Origin of the sequence: Pseudomonas asplenii, assembly GCF_900105475.1 — a bacterium.
Taxonomy (GTDB): domain Bacteria; phylum Pseudomonadota; class Gammaproteobacteria; order Pseudomonadales; family Pseudomonadaceae; genus Aquipseudomonas; species Aquipseudomonas asplenii.
This window is the reverse complement of record NZ_LT629777.1, coordinates 2,197,290-2,212,294: the sequence shown is the minus strand read 5'-3', so window position 1 is coordinate 2,212,294 and position 15,005 is coordinate 2,197,290. Positions and strand designations below refer to the sequence as shown.

Annotated in this window: 12 protein-coding genes; 10 read left to right on the top strand and 2 right to left on the bottom strand. The window is 62.4% G+C overall.

All coding sequences use genetic code 11. The annotated features are described in order from the left end of the window. Positions 1-31: 31 nt before the first annotated feature. Positions 32-1,006: a serine/threonine protein kinase gene (locus tag BLU37_RS10030; protein WP_090204511.1), complete on the top strand. Its 975-nt coding sequence runs from the start codon at positions 32-34 to the stop codon at positions 1,004-1,006. A 205-nt stretch (positions 1,007-1,211) separates the two neighbouring features. Beyond that, positions 1,212-2,099 carry an EamA family transporter RarD gene (gene rarD, locus BLU37_RS10025; RefSeq protein WP_090204508.1) on the top strand — a complete coding sequence of 296 codons (888 nt, stop codon included), beginning with the start codon at positions 1,212-1,214 and terminating at the stop codon, positions 2,097-2,099. Positions 2,100-2,315: 216 nt separating this feature from the next. Here rarD and BLU37_RS10020 read toward each other — a convergent pair whose 3' ends face one another. Further along, complete coding sequence (locus tag BLU37_RS10020; protein WP_090204505.1) at positions 2,316-2,837, bottom strand: glycine cleavage system protein R; 522 nt, start codon at positions 2,835-2,837, stop codon at positions 2,316-2,318. Between the two features lie 499 nt (positions 2,838-3,336). Here BLU37_RS10020 and BLU37_RS10015 point away from each other — a divergent pair, with 499 nt between their 5' ends. Then, a complete protein-coding gene (locus BLU37_RS10015; RefSeq protein WP_090204503.1) occupies positions 3,337-5,514 on the top strand; it encodes a malate synthase G in 2,178 nt (725 codons plus the stop codon). Between the two features lie 63 nt (positions 5,515-5,577). Here BLU37_RS10015 and BLU37_RS10010 read toward each other — a convergent pair whose 3' ends face one another. Next, entirely contained in the window at positions 5,578-6,021 is a 444-nt protein-coding gene (locus BLU37_RS10010; protein ID WP_010444228.1) for a response regulator, read from the bottom strand. Positions 6,022-6,387: 366 nt separating this feature from the next. On the opposite strand from BLU37_RS10010, the gene BLU37_RS10005 reads away from it, so the two are divergent. The 7 genes from BLU37_RS10005 (at position 6,388) to BLU37_RS09975 (ending at position 14,848) form a co-directional block, all read left to right on the top strand. Next, positions 6,388-8,322 (top strand): putative nucleotidyltransferase substrate binding domain-containing protein, encoded by a 1,935-nt coding sequence (locus BLU37_RS10005; protein WP_081354330.1) that lies wholly within the window; start codon positions 6,388-6,390, stop codon positions 8,320-8,322. Beyond that, complete coding sequence (locus BLU37_RS10000) at positions 8,319-9,026, top strand: 3'-5' exonuclease (RefSeq protein ID WP_090204500.1); 708 nt, start codon at positions 8,319-8,321, stop codon at positions 9,024-9,026. The genes BLU37_RS10005 and BLU37_RS10000 overlap by 4 nt, the downstream gene beginning before the upstream one ends. Positions 9,027-9,266: 240 nt before the next feature. Then, entirely contained in the window at positions 9,267-9,785 is a 519-nt protein-coding gene (locus BLU37_RS09995; protein WP_010444231.1) for an RNA polymerase sigma factor, read from the top strand. Then, positions 9,782-10,762, top strand: coding sequence for a FecR family protein (locus BLU37_RS09990; RefSeq protein ID WP_090204498.1), 981 nt, complete (start codon positions 9,782-9,784; stop codon positions 10,760-10,762). The genes BLU37_RS09995 and BLU37_RS09990 overlap by 4 nt, the downstream gene beginning before the upstream one ends. A gap of 291 nt (positions 10,763-11,053) precedes the next feature. Further along, a complete protein-coding gene (locus BLU37_RS09985; RefSeq protein WP_090204495.1) occupies positions 11,054-13,483 on the top strand; it encodes a TonB-dependent siderophore receptor in 2,430 nt (809 codons plus the stop codon). Positions 13,484-13,544: 61 nt separating this feature from the next. Continuing rightward, positions 13,545-14,669: a PepSY-associated TM helix domain-containing protein gene (locus BLU37_RS09980; RefSeq protein WP_090204492.1), complete on the top strand. Its 1,125-nt coding sequence runs from the start codon at positions 13,545-13,547 to the stop codon at positions 14,667-14,669. Then, positions 14,666-14,848, top strand: coding sequence for a hypothetical protein (locus tag BLU37_RS09975; RefSeq protein ID WP_090204490.1), 183 nt, complete (start codon positions 14,666-14,668; stop codon positions 14,846-14,848). Before BLU37_RS09980 ends, BLU37_RS09975 begins: the two co-directional genes overlap by 4 nt. The last annotated feature ends 157 nt before the right edge of the window (positions 14,849-15,005 follow it).

Here is a 15,005-nt window from a genome sequence, read left to right as displayed (position 1 = left end):
ACGCGGCCGCCTGCCGCCCGCAGGAGCCAGTATGTCCCATCCGTTTGAAACACTGACCCCCGATCTGGTCCTCGATGCCGTGGAGAGCCTGGGTTTTCTCAGCGATGCTCGCGTACTGGCGCTCAACAGCTACGAAAACCGCGTCTACCAGGTGGGCATCGAAGACAGCGAACCGCTGATCGCCAAGTTCTATCGTCCCCAGCGCTGGACCAACGAGGCCATCCTCGAAGAACACCGCTACACCTTCGAACTGGCCGACTGCGAAGTACCGGTGGTCGCGCCGCTGCAGCACAATGGCGAAAGCCTGTTCGAACACAAGGGCTTTCGCTTCGCGCTGTTCCCCCGGCGTGGCGGACGTGCCCCGGAGCCAGGCAATCTCGACCAGCTCTACCGCCTCGGCCAGCTACTGGGCCGTCTGCACGCCGTCGGCGCGACCCGGCCATTCGAGCACCGCGAAGCCCTCGGCGTGAAGAACTTCGGCCATGATTCCCTGGCCACCCTGCTCGACGGCAATTTCATCCCGCGCAGCCTGTTGCCGGCCTACGAATCGGTAGCCCGCGACCTGCTCAAGCACGTAGAACGGATCTACGGCGAAACCCCGCACCAGAACATCCGCATGCACGGCGACTGCCACCCCGGCAACATGATGTGTCGCGACGAGGTATTCCACATCGTTGACCTCGACGACTGCCGTATGGGCCCAGCCGTGCAGGACCTGTGGATGATGCTGGCCGGTGACCGCCAGGAACGTCTCGGGCAACTCTCGGAACTGATCGAGGGCTACAGCGAATTCCACGATTTCAACCCGTGCGAACTGGCCCTGATCGAACCCCTGCGAGCCCTGCGCCTGATGCACTACAGCGCCTGGCTGGCACGGCGCTGGGACGACCCGGCCTTTCCGCACAGCTTCCCGTGGTTTGGCAGTGAGCGCTACTGGGGCGACCAGGTTCTTGCCTTGCGCGAGCAGATTGCAGCCTTGAATGAAGAGCCGCTCAAGCTGTTCTGAGTCGAGCACAAGGGCACAGCCACACAAGACTCCTGTAGGAGCGGGCTTGCCCGCGAAAGCGGTTTATCAGTCCAGCATCGTTGCTGAATACACCACGCAATCACCGGCAAGCCCGCTCCCAAACCGGATTTACGCCGCTCGCACCCAAACCCGGCAAATCTCCTTACAATCGCTTTTCTGCCCGTTGCCCAAGCAAGGATTCTGCATGCAAGCCGCCAACCCGCGCCGCGGGTACATCCTCGGCCTCACCGCCTACATCATCTGGGGCCTGTTCCCGATCTACTTCAAAGTCATCGCTAGCGTGCCGGCCGTGGAAATCATCATCCACCGCGTGCTCTGGTCAGCCCTGTTCGGCAGCCTGCTGCTGCTGGCCTGGAAACATCCCGGCTGGTGGCGTGAGCTGCGCGAGAACCCGCGCCGCCTGGCGATCCTGGCCCTGAGTGGCACGCTGATCGCGGCCAACTGGCTGACCTACGTGTGGTCGGTGAACAACGGGCGCATGCTCGAAGCCAGTCTCGGCTACTACATCAACCCGCTGATCAACGTCCTGCTGGGCATGTTGTTGCTAGGTGAGCGCCTGCGCCGCCTGCAGTGGGTCGCGGTTGGCCTGGCGGCCATCGGCGTGGCGCAACAGGTGTGGCAAGTCGGCAGCCTGCCGTGGGTTTCGCTGGTGCTGGCACTGACCTTCGGTTTCTATGGGCTGATCCGCAAACAGGCGCCGGTCCAGGCACTGCCCGGCCTGGTGGTGGAAACCTGGATGCTGGTACCGCTGGCCCTCGGCTGGCTGCTGTTGCATCCGGAGACGAGCACCGCCCACCTGGAATTCTGGAGCAGCTCCCAGGCCTGGTGGCTGGTGGCCGCCGGCCCGGTGACGCTGATCCCGCTGGTCAGCTTCAACGCTGCCGCCCGCCACCTGCCCTACACCACCCTCGGTTTCCTGCAATACCTGGCACCGACCCTGGTGCTGCTGGAGGCGGTGCTGCTGTTCGACGAACACCTCTCCTCGAGCACCCTGACCGCCTTCATGTTCATCTGGGCGGGCCTGCTGGTCTACAGTGTGGATATCTGGCTCAGCCTGCGCAAACGTAGCTGATCAGAAAACGTACAAAAGCCTGTAAGCCCCATATAACGTGGGCTGCAGGCTTCTACTCCAAGGTTATCCACAAGCCGGTCCACGCCGTTTGTGCACAAGCCCTTGAAACTGCTCATTTTTTACTCAAAACCTGGAAAGCCGCGGCCCGCCTGACCGGGCGCCGGGTCTCCCCAGGTTATCCACAGGCCCGTCCCCGTTAAAACTGGATAACCCGCCTCACGCTTCGTCGCCGTGTAACTGCAATTCCACCATCAACTCGTCCGCCAGGGTTTCGAGGCGCGACTGCAAGGTTTCCAACGGCAGGTCCAGCGGCACCGCCAGCATTGCCTCGGCGTGGAACAGCGGGTCGCCGCTCATGGGCGCGGCGTTCACATCGGTCACCAGTTGCTCCAGATTGATGCCCTGCTCGGTCAGCAAGCGGGTAATGTCCCGGACAATGCCCGGGCGATCATTGCCCACCAGTTCCATCGCGATGGGTTTCCAGTGACCGGGTGTTTCGCCGCCACCGGGAATAACCTGGATCTGAATGCCCTGGCTGGCGAGCGCCTGCAGCGCCTTGATCAGCGCATCATGGGCCTGGACCGGCGCCTCGATCCGGACAATACCGACAAACTGCCCGGCCAGGCCCGCCATCCGGCTTTCCAACCAGTTACCGCCATGCTCGGCGACACACAGGGCAATCCGCTCGACCTGGCCGGCCTTGTCGGGTGCGAATACAGTCAGAACGAGATGGTCCACGGGATAGCCCTCTTGTTATGGATCGATCCAGTATAGGCAAGAGGTCATGCCTGTGGGCTCGACACGACTTGAAGCCGAATACCTCGTCTAACGTAAACTTCTGATGTACTCCCAACACATCCTTGTAATCAAGGTAGGCGGTGCTTTCCTACGTCAAACCATGATCGTGTACAATTTTCAGATTTATCTGGAACAACCCGTACATTTCTTGAGAACATCAATGACTCATGCGTGACCAGACAGAACCGCCTGGTCGCAGAACGACGTATTTGGTCTGATTTTCACAACCGCAATCCATCATGTAGTATTCGCCAGCGCGGACTACAAGAGGTTGCACGGATGTCCGCCGAAGTGCCTGTGAGATCACGGAAAGCCCCGTCGGCGCTGCTCGCCGGGGTTCGCCCAGCCGCCTGCAAGGGCATGTTCTGGTACTGTGTTCAGAGAAGCACGCAAGGCTTTAAACAGAAGAGCTGAATAGCTGAGCAGAGTGAGGCAAGCAATGACTGAACACGTTCAAGTCGGTGGCCTTCGGGTCGCCAGAGTCCTGTTCGACTTCGTGAACAACGAAGCCATTCCCGGCACCGGTCTGACCGCAGACCAGTTCTGGGCCGGCGCCGACAAGGTCATCCACGACCTGGCACCGAAGAACAAAGCCCTACTCGCCAAACGCGATGATTTCCAGGCCCGCATCGACGCCTGGCACCAGTCGAGAGCCGGCCAGGCTCACGATGCCGTGGCTTACAAAGCCTTCCTGCAAGACATTGGCTACCTGCTGCCAGAAGCGGCGGATTTCCAGGCCACTACCCAGAATGTCGACGACGAGATCGCCCGTACCGCCGGTCCGCAACTGGTCGTCCCGGTGATGAACGCCCGTTTCGCCCTCAACGCCTCGAACGCCCGCTGGGGTTCGCTGTATGACGCTCTGTACGGCACCGACGCCATCAGCGAAGCCGACGGCGCGGAAAAGGGCAAGGGCTACAACAAGGTCCGTGGCGACAAGGTCATCGCCTTCGCCCGCGCCTTCCTCGACGAGGCCGCTCCGTTGGCCGCCGGCTCCCATGTCGACTCCACCGGCTACAGCATCGTCGCCGGCAAGCTGGTGGTCGCCCTCAAGGGCGGCAGCAACAGCGGCCTGCGCAACGACGCCCAACTGATCGGCTTCCAGGGCGATGCGGCCAAACCGACCGCCATCCTGCTGAAGAACAACGGCCTGCACTTCGAAATCCAGATCGACGCCACCAGCCCCATCGGCCAGACCGACGCCGCCGGCGTGAAGGACGTGCTGATGGAAGCCGCCCTGACCACCATCATGGACTGCGAAGACTCGGTCGCCGCCGTCGATGCCGATGACAAGGTGGTGATCTACCGCAACTGGCTCGGCCTGATGAAGGGCGACCTTGCCGAAGAAGTGGCCAAGGGCGGCAGCACCTTCACCCGTACCATGAACCCTGATCGTCGCTATACCGCCCTCGATGGCAGCGAACTGAGCCTGCACGGCCGCTCGTTGCTGTTCGTGCGCAACGTCGGTCACCTGATGACCATCGACGCGATCCTCGACAGCCACGGCAACGAAGTGCCTGAAGGCATTCTCGACGGCCTGCTCACCAGCCTCGCGGCGATCCACAACATCAACGGCAACACCGTCCGTAGCAACAGCCGCACCGGCTCGATCTACATCGTCAAGCCGAAGATGCATGGCCCCGAGGAAGTGGCATTCACCAACGAGTTGTTCGGTCGTATCGAAGACGTGCTGAACCTGCCGCGCAACACCCTCAAGGTCGGCATCATGGACGAGGAGCGACGGACCACGGTCAACCTCAAGGCCTGTATCAAGGCCGCCAGCGAACGTGTGGTGTTCATCAATACCGGCTTCCTCGACCGTACTGGCGACGAGATCCATACCTCCATGGAAGCCGGTGCGATGGTGCGCAAGGCCGCCATGAAAGCCGAGAAGTGGATCGGCGCCTACGAAAACTGGAACGTCGATATCGGCCTGAGCACCGGCCTGCAAGGCCGTGCCCAGATCGGCAAGGGCATGTGGGCGATGCCGGACCTGATGGCGGCGATGCTCGAACAGAAAATCGCTCACCCACTGGCCGGCGCCAACACCGCCTGGGTACCGTCGCCGACTGCCGCCGCGCTGCATGCGCTGCACTACCACAAGGTCGATGTGTTCGCCCGCCAGGCCGAACTGGCCAAGCGCGCCCGGGCGTCGGTGGACGACATCCTGAGCATCCCGCTGGCCAGCAACACCGACTGGTCGGCCGAAGAGATCCGCAACGAGCTGGACAACAACGCCCAGGGCATCCTCGGCTATGTGGTGCGCTGGATCGACCAGGGCGTCGGCTGCTCGAAAGTGCCGGATATCAATGACGTCGGGCTGATGGAAGACCGCGCGACCCTGCGCATTTCCAGCCAGCACATCGCCAACTGGCTGCGTCACGGTATCGTCAGCGAAAGCCAGGTACTGGAAAGCCTCAAGCGCATGGCCCCGGTGGTCGACCGACAGAATGCCGGTGACGCGCTGTACCGTCCGCTGGCACCGGATTTCGACAGCAACATCGCCTTCCAGGCGGCAGTCGAACTGGTGATCGAAGGTACCAAGCAGCCCAACGGCTACACCGAGCCGGTGCTGCATCGTCGTCGGCGTGAGTTCAAGGCCCGCAACGGCCTGTAATCACCCGCGCAACAAAAAGCCCTGATCGGTGACGGTCAGGGCTTTTTCATGTCAACGAGGTGATCAGACAACCATGCCCAGCTCACGTCGGGCCAGCTTGAGCAACTGGTCGGCATTGATCGGCTTGAGCAGGAAATCCACCACGCTCAGGTGCATCGCATCGATGGCATCACGTACCTGGGCATTGCCCGAGATGATGATGATCGGCAGCGCCGCACGCTCGGAACCGCGCACCTTGCGGATCAGGTCGAGGCCATCGTCAGCCATGCGCAGATCGGTGATCAGCAGACCAATGGCGCGATTGCTCTCCAGCAACTTGAATGCCGCACTGCCACTGGCGGCAGTCAAACAGTGAATACCATTGATGGCAAAAATCTCCGACAACAGCTCGCGCGCATCCGGATCGTCGTCAACGATCAACACACGTTGCGAAGGCAGCTGGGGAGCATGCATCACCTGCAGTAATGCCTCACGCTCGGCATCGCTCAAAATATCGTGGTCGGTCATACGCTTCTCTGGCTTCCCTTGGCCATTCAATTCTCTGGCTCTGTGGTCAGACATCATTAAACGGTTGCTCAATGTGCACTTCGTCGGAAAGTTTTCCAAGAGGCTCATTATCAAGAACTCGACCCATTAACTGTAGGTTATTTCCCAAAGTGGTGGAGTTGAACTGAAGATGACTGCACCGACCGCAAATGCCTCATGCGCACCCGAGTGGCCTGTACGGTTGATGTGCGGGGGCGAACCGGCCACACAGGCCACTAGACTTACGTCCAATGGGCACGCGCCACCAAGCGTCCGACCATGGGTGAAACAGCGACAGTCCTCGACAAAAAATCCCGATAACAACAACGGACAACAGCGGTAGCGGCCATGAGCAAAGCGGATGCCTTCACCCAGGCAGGGAAGACCGCGGTGTTGCAAAACATCCACGGCACCATGCAGTTCCTGCAACGTTTCCCCCCTTTCAACCAGATGGAACACGCTCACCTGGCCTATCTGGTCGAGCAGTGCCAACTGCGGTTCTACGGCCAGGGCGAGAGCATCATCAAGCCCGCCGACGGCCCGGTGGAACACTTCTACATCGTCAAGCAGGGGCGCATCGTCGGCGAGCGTCCGCACACAGCCAAGGGCGGCACCCAGACTGTCTTCGAAATCGCCACGGGCGAATGTTTCCCCCTCGCCGCCTTGTTGGGCGAGCGCGCCACCCGTACCGAACACCTGGCGGGCGAAGACACCTTCTGCCTGCAACTGAACAAGCCGGCGTTCATCAAGCTGTTCTCGCTGTCCGACAGTTTTCGCAATTTTGCCCTGCGGTGCGTCAGCAGCCTGCTCGACCAGGTCAACCAGCAGGTACAACAGAAGGCCGTGGAAACCCTCGGCACCCAATACTCGCTCAATAGCCGTCTCGGCGAGTTGGCCATGCGCCACCCGGTCACCTGTGACCCGCTCACGCCGCTGCGCGAGGCGGTCAGCCTGATGCATGAGCAGCAGGTCGGCAGCATCGTCGTGGTCGATGAAAACAAGGCGCCGCTGGGGATTTTCACCCTGCGCGACTTGCGCCAGGTGGTCGCCGACGGCGTCAGCGACTTCAACCAGAGCATCGACCGGCACATGACCCAGACACCGTTCGCCCTGACCCCGGAGCACAGCGCCTTCGATGCGGCGATTGCCATGACCCAGCGGCATATCGCCCATGTCTGTCTGGTGAAGGAGCAGCGGCTGTGTGGGGTGGTGTCCGAGCGCGACCTGTTTTCCCTGCAGCGGGTCGACCTGGTGCATCTGGCACGGACCATCCGCAACGCACCCCGCGTGGAAAACCTGGTGGCAATAAGAGGCGAGATCGGCCAACTGGTCGAACGCATGCTCGCCCATGGCGCGTCCTCGACCCAGATCACCCACATCATCACGCTGCTCAACGACCATACCGTGTGCCGGGTGATCGAACTGACCCTGCAGGAGCGCGGCGATCCCGGCGTGCCTTTCAGTTGGCTGTGTTTCGGCAGCGAAGGTCGCCGCGAACAGACCCTGCACACCGACCAGGACAACGGCATTCTCTTCGAAGCTAGCGATGCGGTGCACGCCGCCGAGATTCGCGGCAAGCTGCTGCCCTTGGCCCAACAGATCAACCAGTACCTGGCGTTGTGCGGCTTCACCCTGTGCAAGGGCAACATCATGGCCGGCAATCCCGAGCTGTGCCTGTCCCGCGCCGAATGGGCCCGGCGCTTTGCCGCGTTCATTCGCGAGGCCACGCCGGAAAACCTGCTGGGATCGAGCATCTATTTCGACCTGCGGGTGGTCTGGGGCGAGGAGCAGGCCTGCCAGCAACTGCGCCAGGGGATTCTCACCCAGGTCGCCGACAATCGCCTGTTCCAACGCATGCTGGCGGAAAACGCCCTGCGCAACCGGCCGCCGGTGGGGCGCTTCCGCGAGTTCGTGTTGAGCCGCAAAGGCAGTGACAAGGCCACCCTCGACCTGAAAGTCCAGTGTCTGACGCCGTTCGTCGACGGTGCCCGCCTGCTCGCGCTGGCCAATGGCATCGAGGCCAACAATACCCTGGAGCGCCTGCAGCAACTGGTCGCCCGAGAAGTGATCGACCCGCTCGACGGCGCCGCCTATGAAGAGGCCTATCACTTCATCCAGCAGACCCGCATGCAACAGCATCAATTACAGACCCGCAGCAACCTGCCCTACTCCAACCGGGTCGACCCGGAGAGCCTCAACCATCTGGACCGGCGCATCCTGCGCGAATCGTTGCGCCAGGCCCAGCGCCTGCAAGGCAGCCTGGCCCTGCGGTATCAGCTATGAAGCTGTTTTCCTGGTTCAAGGCCAACGCGCCGCAACTGGGCGCCGAGCAGGTCGAACGCCTGCAACAGCTCGTGGCGTCGCCCCCCCTGGGCGAGTGCTCGTTGCGCGAACAACGCTGGGTCGTGGTCGACCTGGAAACCACCGGCCTCAACCTCAACCGCGACCAGGTGATTTCGATTGGCGCGGTGGCGATCGAAGACGGCGCCATCGACCTCGGGCAATCGTTCGAACGCACCTTGCAACGCACCGAGCGGACCGTCAGCCCCAGCGTGCTGATCCACGGCCTGGGGCCCAGCGCACTGGCCGCTGGCAGTGACCCGGTCGAGGCGCTGCTGGACTTCATGGCGTTTGTCGGCGACAGCCCGCTGCTGGCCTTCCATGCACCGTTCGACCAGCACATGCTCTGCCGCGCCCTCAAGGAAAGCCTGGGCTATCGCCTGCAACATGTGTTTCTCGATGTCGCCGACCTGGCGCCGCTGTTGTGTCCCCAGGCGCAGTTGCGCGAAGCCGGGCTGGATGACTGGATCGGTCATTTCAAACTGCAGGTCGAGGAACGCCACCACGCCAGCGCCGATGCCCTGGCCACCGCCGAGCTGGCGCTGATCCTGTTCAGCCGGGCCCGACAGCAGCAGTTGGACAGCCCGCTGGCACTGCAACAGCGGCTGAGCCAGTGGAAGCGGCGGCAGCAGACACCGTCCTTCTGAAGATAGACAGCGCCTGGTTCGCGGCGGTCCGACGCCTGGGTAAATCCGGCTCCCCCAGACGCTCATCTTGTGCACACCGCATACAGTGTGGAAGCCGGTTTCATCCGCGAAGGGGCCTGCAGACACACCCTCCCACACATTCATGATGGCAATCCGACCGGCAGTTATTGCACCTTTCCTGGCGCCCTGACACAATCGCGAATAATTCTCGTTATTTTAAACTTCCTGCCGGTAATCTCCGTGTCGTCAGTCCGAAGCCCGCACAATGAGCTTGTTGGCGCCTTGTATCGCGACCATCGCAGTTGGTTGCTGGCATGGCTGCGACGCAATATTGCCTGCCCGCAACGCGCCGAGGATCTGAGCCAGGATACCTTCGTGCGCCTGCTCGGACGCGATGAACTCAAGGCTCCCCGCGAACCTCGCGCGTTCCTGGCGGCCATTGCCAAGGGCCTGCTGTTCGACCATTTCCGTCGAGCGGCGCTGGAGCAGGCCTACCTCAACGAACTGATGCTGCTGCCGGAAAACGAGCAACCGTCCCTGGAAGAGCAGCAACTGATCCTCGAAGACCTCAAGGCCATCGACCGGATGCTCGGCAAACTGTCGAGCAAGGCCCGCGCCGCCTTCCTCTACAACCGCCTCGAAGGCCTGAGCCATGCCGACATCGCGCAAAAGCTCGGCGTCTCGGTACCGCGCGTGCGCCAGTACCTGGCCCAGGGCATTCGCCAGTGCTACATCGCGCTGTACGGCGAGCCGACATGAACCCGTTCAACAACAAGCCGGTGTCCGCCCGCGTGCTCGACGCCGCCATTGCCTGGCAACTGTGCCTGGAGGGCAGCGGCCGCAGCGCCGTGGAACAGGCCGAGTTCGACAAATGGCATTCGGCCCATGAAGAACATGCACGGGCCTGGCGCCAGTTGGGCATGCTCGACCAGCGTTTCAGCGGCACCAGCGCGCCGGCGCGCAGTGCCCTGCTCAAGTCCCGTGACGGCGTTCACCAGCGGCTGCGCAAACTCGGCGGTGGCCTGGCGAGCGTCATGCTGGCCTGCGGCCTGGCGCTGCTGCTCGGCAAGCATTACCTGCCGATCGACTATTGGCTGGCCGACCAGCGCACTGCCACCGGCGAACAACGCACCCTGCACCTGGCCGATGGCACGGTCATTCAGCTCAACACCCACAGTGCGCTGGATGTGCGTTTCGATGAAAAAACCCGCCGGATCGTGCTGCGCGACGGCGAAATCCTGATCCAGACCGGTCATGGCGATACTCGCCCGTTCATCGTCGAGACCGACGACGGGCGCATGCGCGCGCTGGGCACACGATTCCTGGTCAAGCGCGAAGACCAGGGCACGCGCCTGAGCGTCCTGCAATCGGCGGTAGTCGCGCGTCCGGAGCAGCGATCCGATGAACAGATCCTGCATGAAGGCCAGCAGGCACTGATACAACACGACCGCCTGGGCCCGTTGCAACCCCTCGCCCCCGGTGCAGACGCCTGGACCCGGGGCATGCTGGTGGTGGACAACGTCCGCCTGGCGGACATGCTCGACGAACTGGGCCGCTACCGACGCGGCCACCTGGGTGTCGACCCGAAAGTCGCCAACCTGCGGATCACCGGCAGCTTCCCGCTGCACGACACCGACCTGGCGCTGAGCGCTCTGCTGCCGACCTTGCCGGTGCAGATCGAACGGCATACGCAGTGGTGGGTGACGGTACAGGCCAAGGCCGATACCAAGCCCTGAGTTTCCCCAACTGATCGTTCCCAATCGGGAACGATCATCCCCCATGACCGGCCACGGAATGCCCACACCCGAGTTCCCTTGTGGGAGCCGGCTTGCTGGCGATTGCGCTCTTCCAGACACCGCCTGGTTGCTTGAGCCCTCGCGATCGCCAGCAAGCCGGCTCCCGCAGGAGGATCGCGTTCATCCAGGCGAGCCAACGTGAATCTAAATTATTTTCAATCAACCCTATCACTTTTCCAATTTCGTCCGGCCCATAGGCATTGAGAAACATTTCCATTCAGGAATCTGCCCATGTCCCGCACGTTCGATACCCTGCTCCGTCCCAGTCTGCTGGCCGTCGCCATCGCCCTCGGCGCCCCGCTGCTCAGCCCGACACTGCTCGCCGCCGAACAGGCCTCCAGCGTGCGTAGCTACAACCTGCCAGCCGGCCCGCTGGGCGCAGTCCTGAGCCAGATCGCCAGCCAGGCCGGCGTGGCCCTGAGCCTTGACCCGGCCCTGGCCGCCGGCAAAACCTCGGCACCGGTCCAGGGCCAGTTCGACACCCTCACCGCGCTGCACACCGCCCTCAACGGCACCGGCCTGCAACTGGTGCAGAGCAGTGTCGAGACCTATACGCTGGTGGCCATTTCCACTGGCGCGCTGGCCCTGCCGGAAACCAGCATCACCGGCCAGGGTTACGCCGAAAGCGCCTGGGGACCGGTCGAAGGCTACGTCGCCACCCGCACCGCGGCCGGCACCAAGACCGATACCGCACTCGTCGAAGCGCCGCGCTCGATCTCCGTGGCGACTCGTGAACAGATGCAGGAACGCAACGTGCAGAATCTCGACGACGCCGTGCGCTACATGCCCGGCATCGTCGCCAGCAGCTATGGCAGTGACAGCCGTGCCGACTGGCTACAGGTGCGCGGCTTCGAACCGACCCAGTTTCTCGACGGACTGCCACTGCCCAAGGGCGTGTACGCCAACCCGAAAATGGAAACCTGGAACCTCGACCGCGTCGCCCTGCTCCGTGGCCCCGCCTCCTCGGTCTATGGCCAGACCCCGCCAGGCGGCCTGATAGACATGGTCAGCCGTCGTCCCAGCACCGAAACCAGCCATGAAGTCGAAGTGCAGTACGGCACCGACAACCATCGCCAGATCAACTTCGCCAGCACCGGCAAGATCGATGACGCCGGACAGTTCCTCTACAACCTCAGCGGCGTAGTGCGCGACGGCGGTACCCAGATCGAAAAGATCGATGACAAGCGCTACAACATCGCCCCCAGCCTGACCTGGAACATCGATACCGACACCCAGCTGACCCTGCTATCGCAGTTCACCCGCGACGATACCGGGATGACCAGCCAGTTCCGGCCGATCCAGGGCACCAAGATCAAGATGCCGTTTGGTGACATCTCCCGCGACAAGAACCTCGGCGACCCGAACTGGGAATACTACGACCGCACGTTCTACGCCCTGGGCTATGCCTTCGAGCACCGCTTCAACGACACCTGGCAGTTCCGCCAGAACCTGCGCTACACCAAGTCCGAGCTGCACTTCCAGGCCATTACCCCATCGTCCTACCCTTACGGGCAAGTGGATAACCAGGGCAACCTGTCTTCGCGCAGCACCACCAGCACCGACGAAAACATCGGCCAGATCGCCGTCGACAACAACCTGCAGGGCAACTTCAACACCGGTGACATCGCCCATACCCTGTTGCTCGGCCTGGACCATCAGCGCAGCGATACCACCTACACCTCGATCTTTGGCAGCGCGCCAGGCATCAACGTGAACAACCCGACCTACGGGTTGGCGATCACCCGCCCGGCGCGCTCCACGGCCTATTACGACTACAACCAGAAGACCAACCAGACCGGTCTCTACATCCAGGACCAGATGGCCCTGAATCAATGGCGCCTGGCCCTCGGCGGTCGTGACGACTGGGTTCACAGCGCCACCACCTACTTCAACAAGAACGACGCCACCAATACCCAACGCGACAAGGCCTTCACCGGCAACGCGGCGATCAGCTACGTGTTCGACTCGGGCGTTGTGCCCTACCTGTCGTATGCCGAGTCGTTCCAGCCGGCCAGCAACGCCAGCACTTCGCCCACCGAAACCTTCAAACCGACCGAAGGCAAGCAGTGGGAACTGGGGGTGAAATACCAGCCACCGGGTAGCAACACCCTGCTCACTGCCGCGGTCTACGACCTGACCCAGAAAAACGTCCAGGTCACCGATATCGTCGGCAATGTCTCGGTCACCAGCCAGACCGGCGAAGTGAAGGTCAAGGGCCTGGAGCTGGAAGCAGTCTCCGACGTCACCGAGAACCTCAAGCTGATCGCCAGCTACACCCTGTCCAAGTCCGAAGTGCAGAAAGGCATCTACAAAGGCAACCGCCTGCAACTGATGCCCGAACAACAGGCCTCGCTGTGGACCGACTACACCTGGCACAGCGGTGTCCTCGACGGCTTCGGCGTGGGCGCCGGTGCCCGCTACACCGGCAACACCTATGGCGACCAGGCCAACACCTGGCTCGGCAAGGCCGATGCCTACACGGTGTTCGACGCCTCGGTCCACTATGACCTGGGCCGCGTGGACAACGCCCTCAAGGGCACCACCGTGGCGGTCAAGGCGACCAACCTGTTCGACAAGGAATACCTGTCCACCTGCGACAGCTATTACTGCTACTACGGTGACCAGCGCAGCGTGGTCGCCAGCGTGAACTACAAGTGGTAAGCCGCCAGGCGTTGAAACAGGGGTCATGGGCAGCCGTGACCCTTTTGCATCTGGAAAAACCATGAACAGCCGAACCCTGCGCCGCTGGTCCTTCATCCACACCTGGACCAGCCTGATCTGCACCCTGTTTCTGCTGATGCTGGCGCTGACCGGGTTGCCGTTGATCTTCCACCATGAGATCGACCACCTGCTGGGCAACGAACCCGAGCTGCGGCAAATGCCCGCCGATACCCCGCACCTGAACCTGGAACAACTGGTCCAGGCCGCCCGGGCCCATCGTCCCGGCGAAGCCCTGCAGTACCTGGCCTGGGACGAGGACGATCGAAACGGGGTGATCGCGATCATGGCCGCCACTGCCGGCACCGAGCCCAACGCCTCGCATTCCTTCATGCTCGACGCCCGCACCGGCGAGGCCCTGGAAACACCGGCGGCGAATGGCGGACTGACGCTGTTCCTGCTGCGCCTGCACGTGGACATGTTCGCCGGACTGCCGGGCAAGCTGTTGCTGGCGTTCATGGGCGTGCTGTTCGTGCTGGCGATCATTTCCGGCACGGTGCTGTACCTGCCCTTCATGCGTCGCCTGAAGTTCGCCACGGTGCGCCAGGACAAATCCACCCGTCTGCGCTGGCTCGACCTGCATAACCTGATCGGCGTCGTCACCCTGACCTGGTGCCTGGTGGTCGGCATCACCGGCGTGATCAGTGCCTGTGCCGACCTGATCATCGACGCCTGGCGCAATGAAAGCCTCGCTGCCATGGTCGAGCCCTACCGCAACGCCCCACCGCTGACCCAACTCGCGCCGGCCAGTGACCTGCTGAAGATTGCCGGGCAAGCCGCACCCGGCATGACCCCTGACTTCATCGCCTTCCCGGGCACGCGCTTCTCCAGCGAGCATCACTACGCGGTGTTCATGAAGGGCGCCAGCCACCTGACCTCGCACCTGCTCACACCGGTGCTGATCGACGCCAGCAACCTGCAAGTCACCGCCGTCGCCGAGCGGCCCTGGTACATGGATGCAATGGGGATGTCACAGCCGCTGCACTTCGGCGACTACGGTGGCATGCCGATGAAGATCCTCTGGGCCCTGCTCGATATCCTGACCCTCATCGTGCTCGGCAGCGGCCTGTACCTGTGGTGGGTCCGCCGGCATGCCAAAGCCGCCACGACGAGGGAGGCCAGCCGATGAAACCCCGAACGTCGAGCTTCTGGAAGGTCTTCACCCTCCCCCTGCTGATCGCCGTGCTCACCGCCTCTGGGCTGTTCAGCGCCCTGCTCGGCGATGGCCTGTGGGATGCGCTGAGCTGGCTGGGGCTGGGTATTCCAACCGTCATCGGTCTCCAGGCGCTGCTGCGGCGCCGCCCATAGCAATAAGCCAGTCATACGACAACACCAAAAGCGCCCGTTGGCAAAACGCCTCTACGGGCGCTTCTTTATTGAAAAATCCATTGACATGACCTCTTGGCAGTCCTTATAAAGGCCACAGTCATACGACGACATACAACGAAACAAATTTGCTCCAATA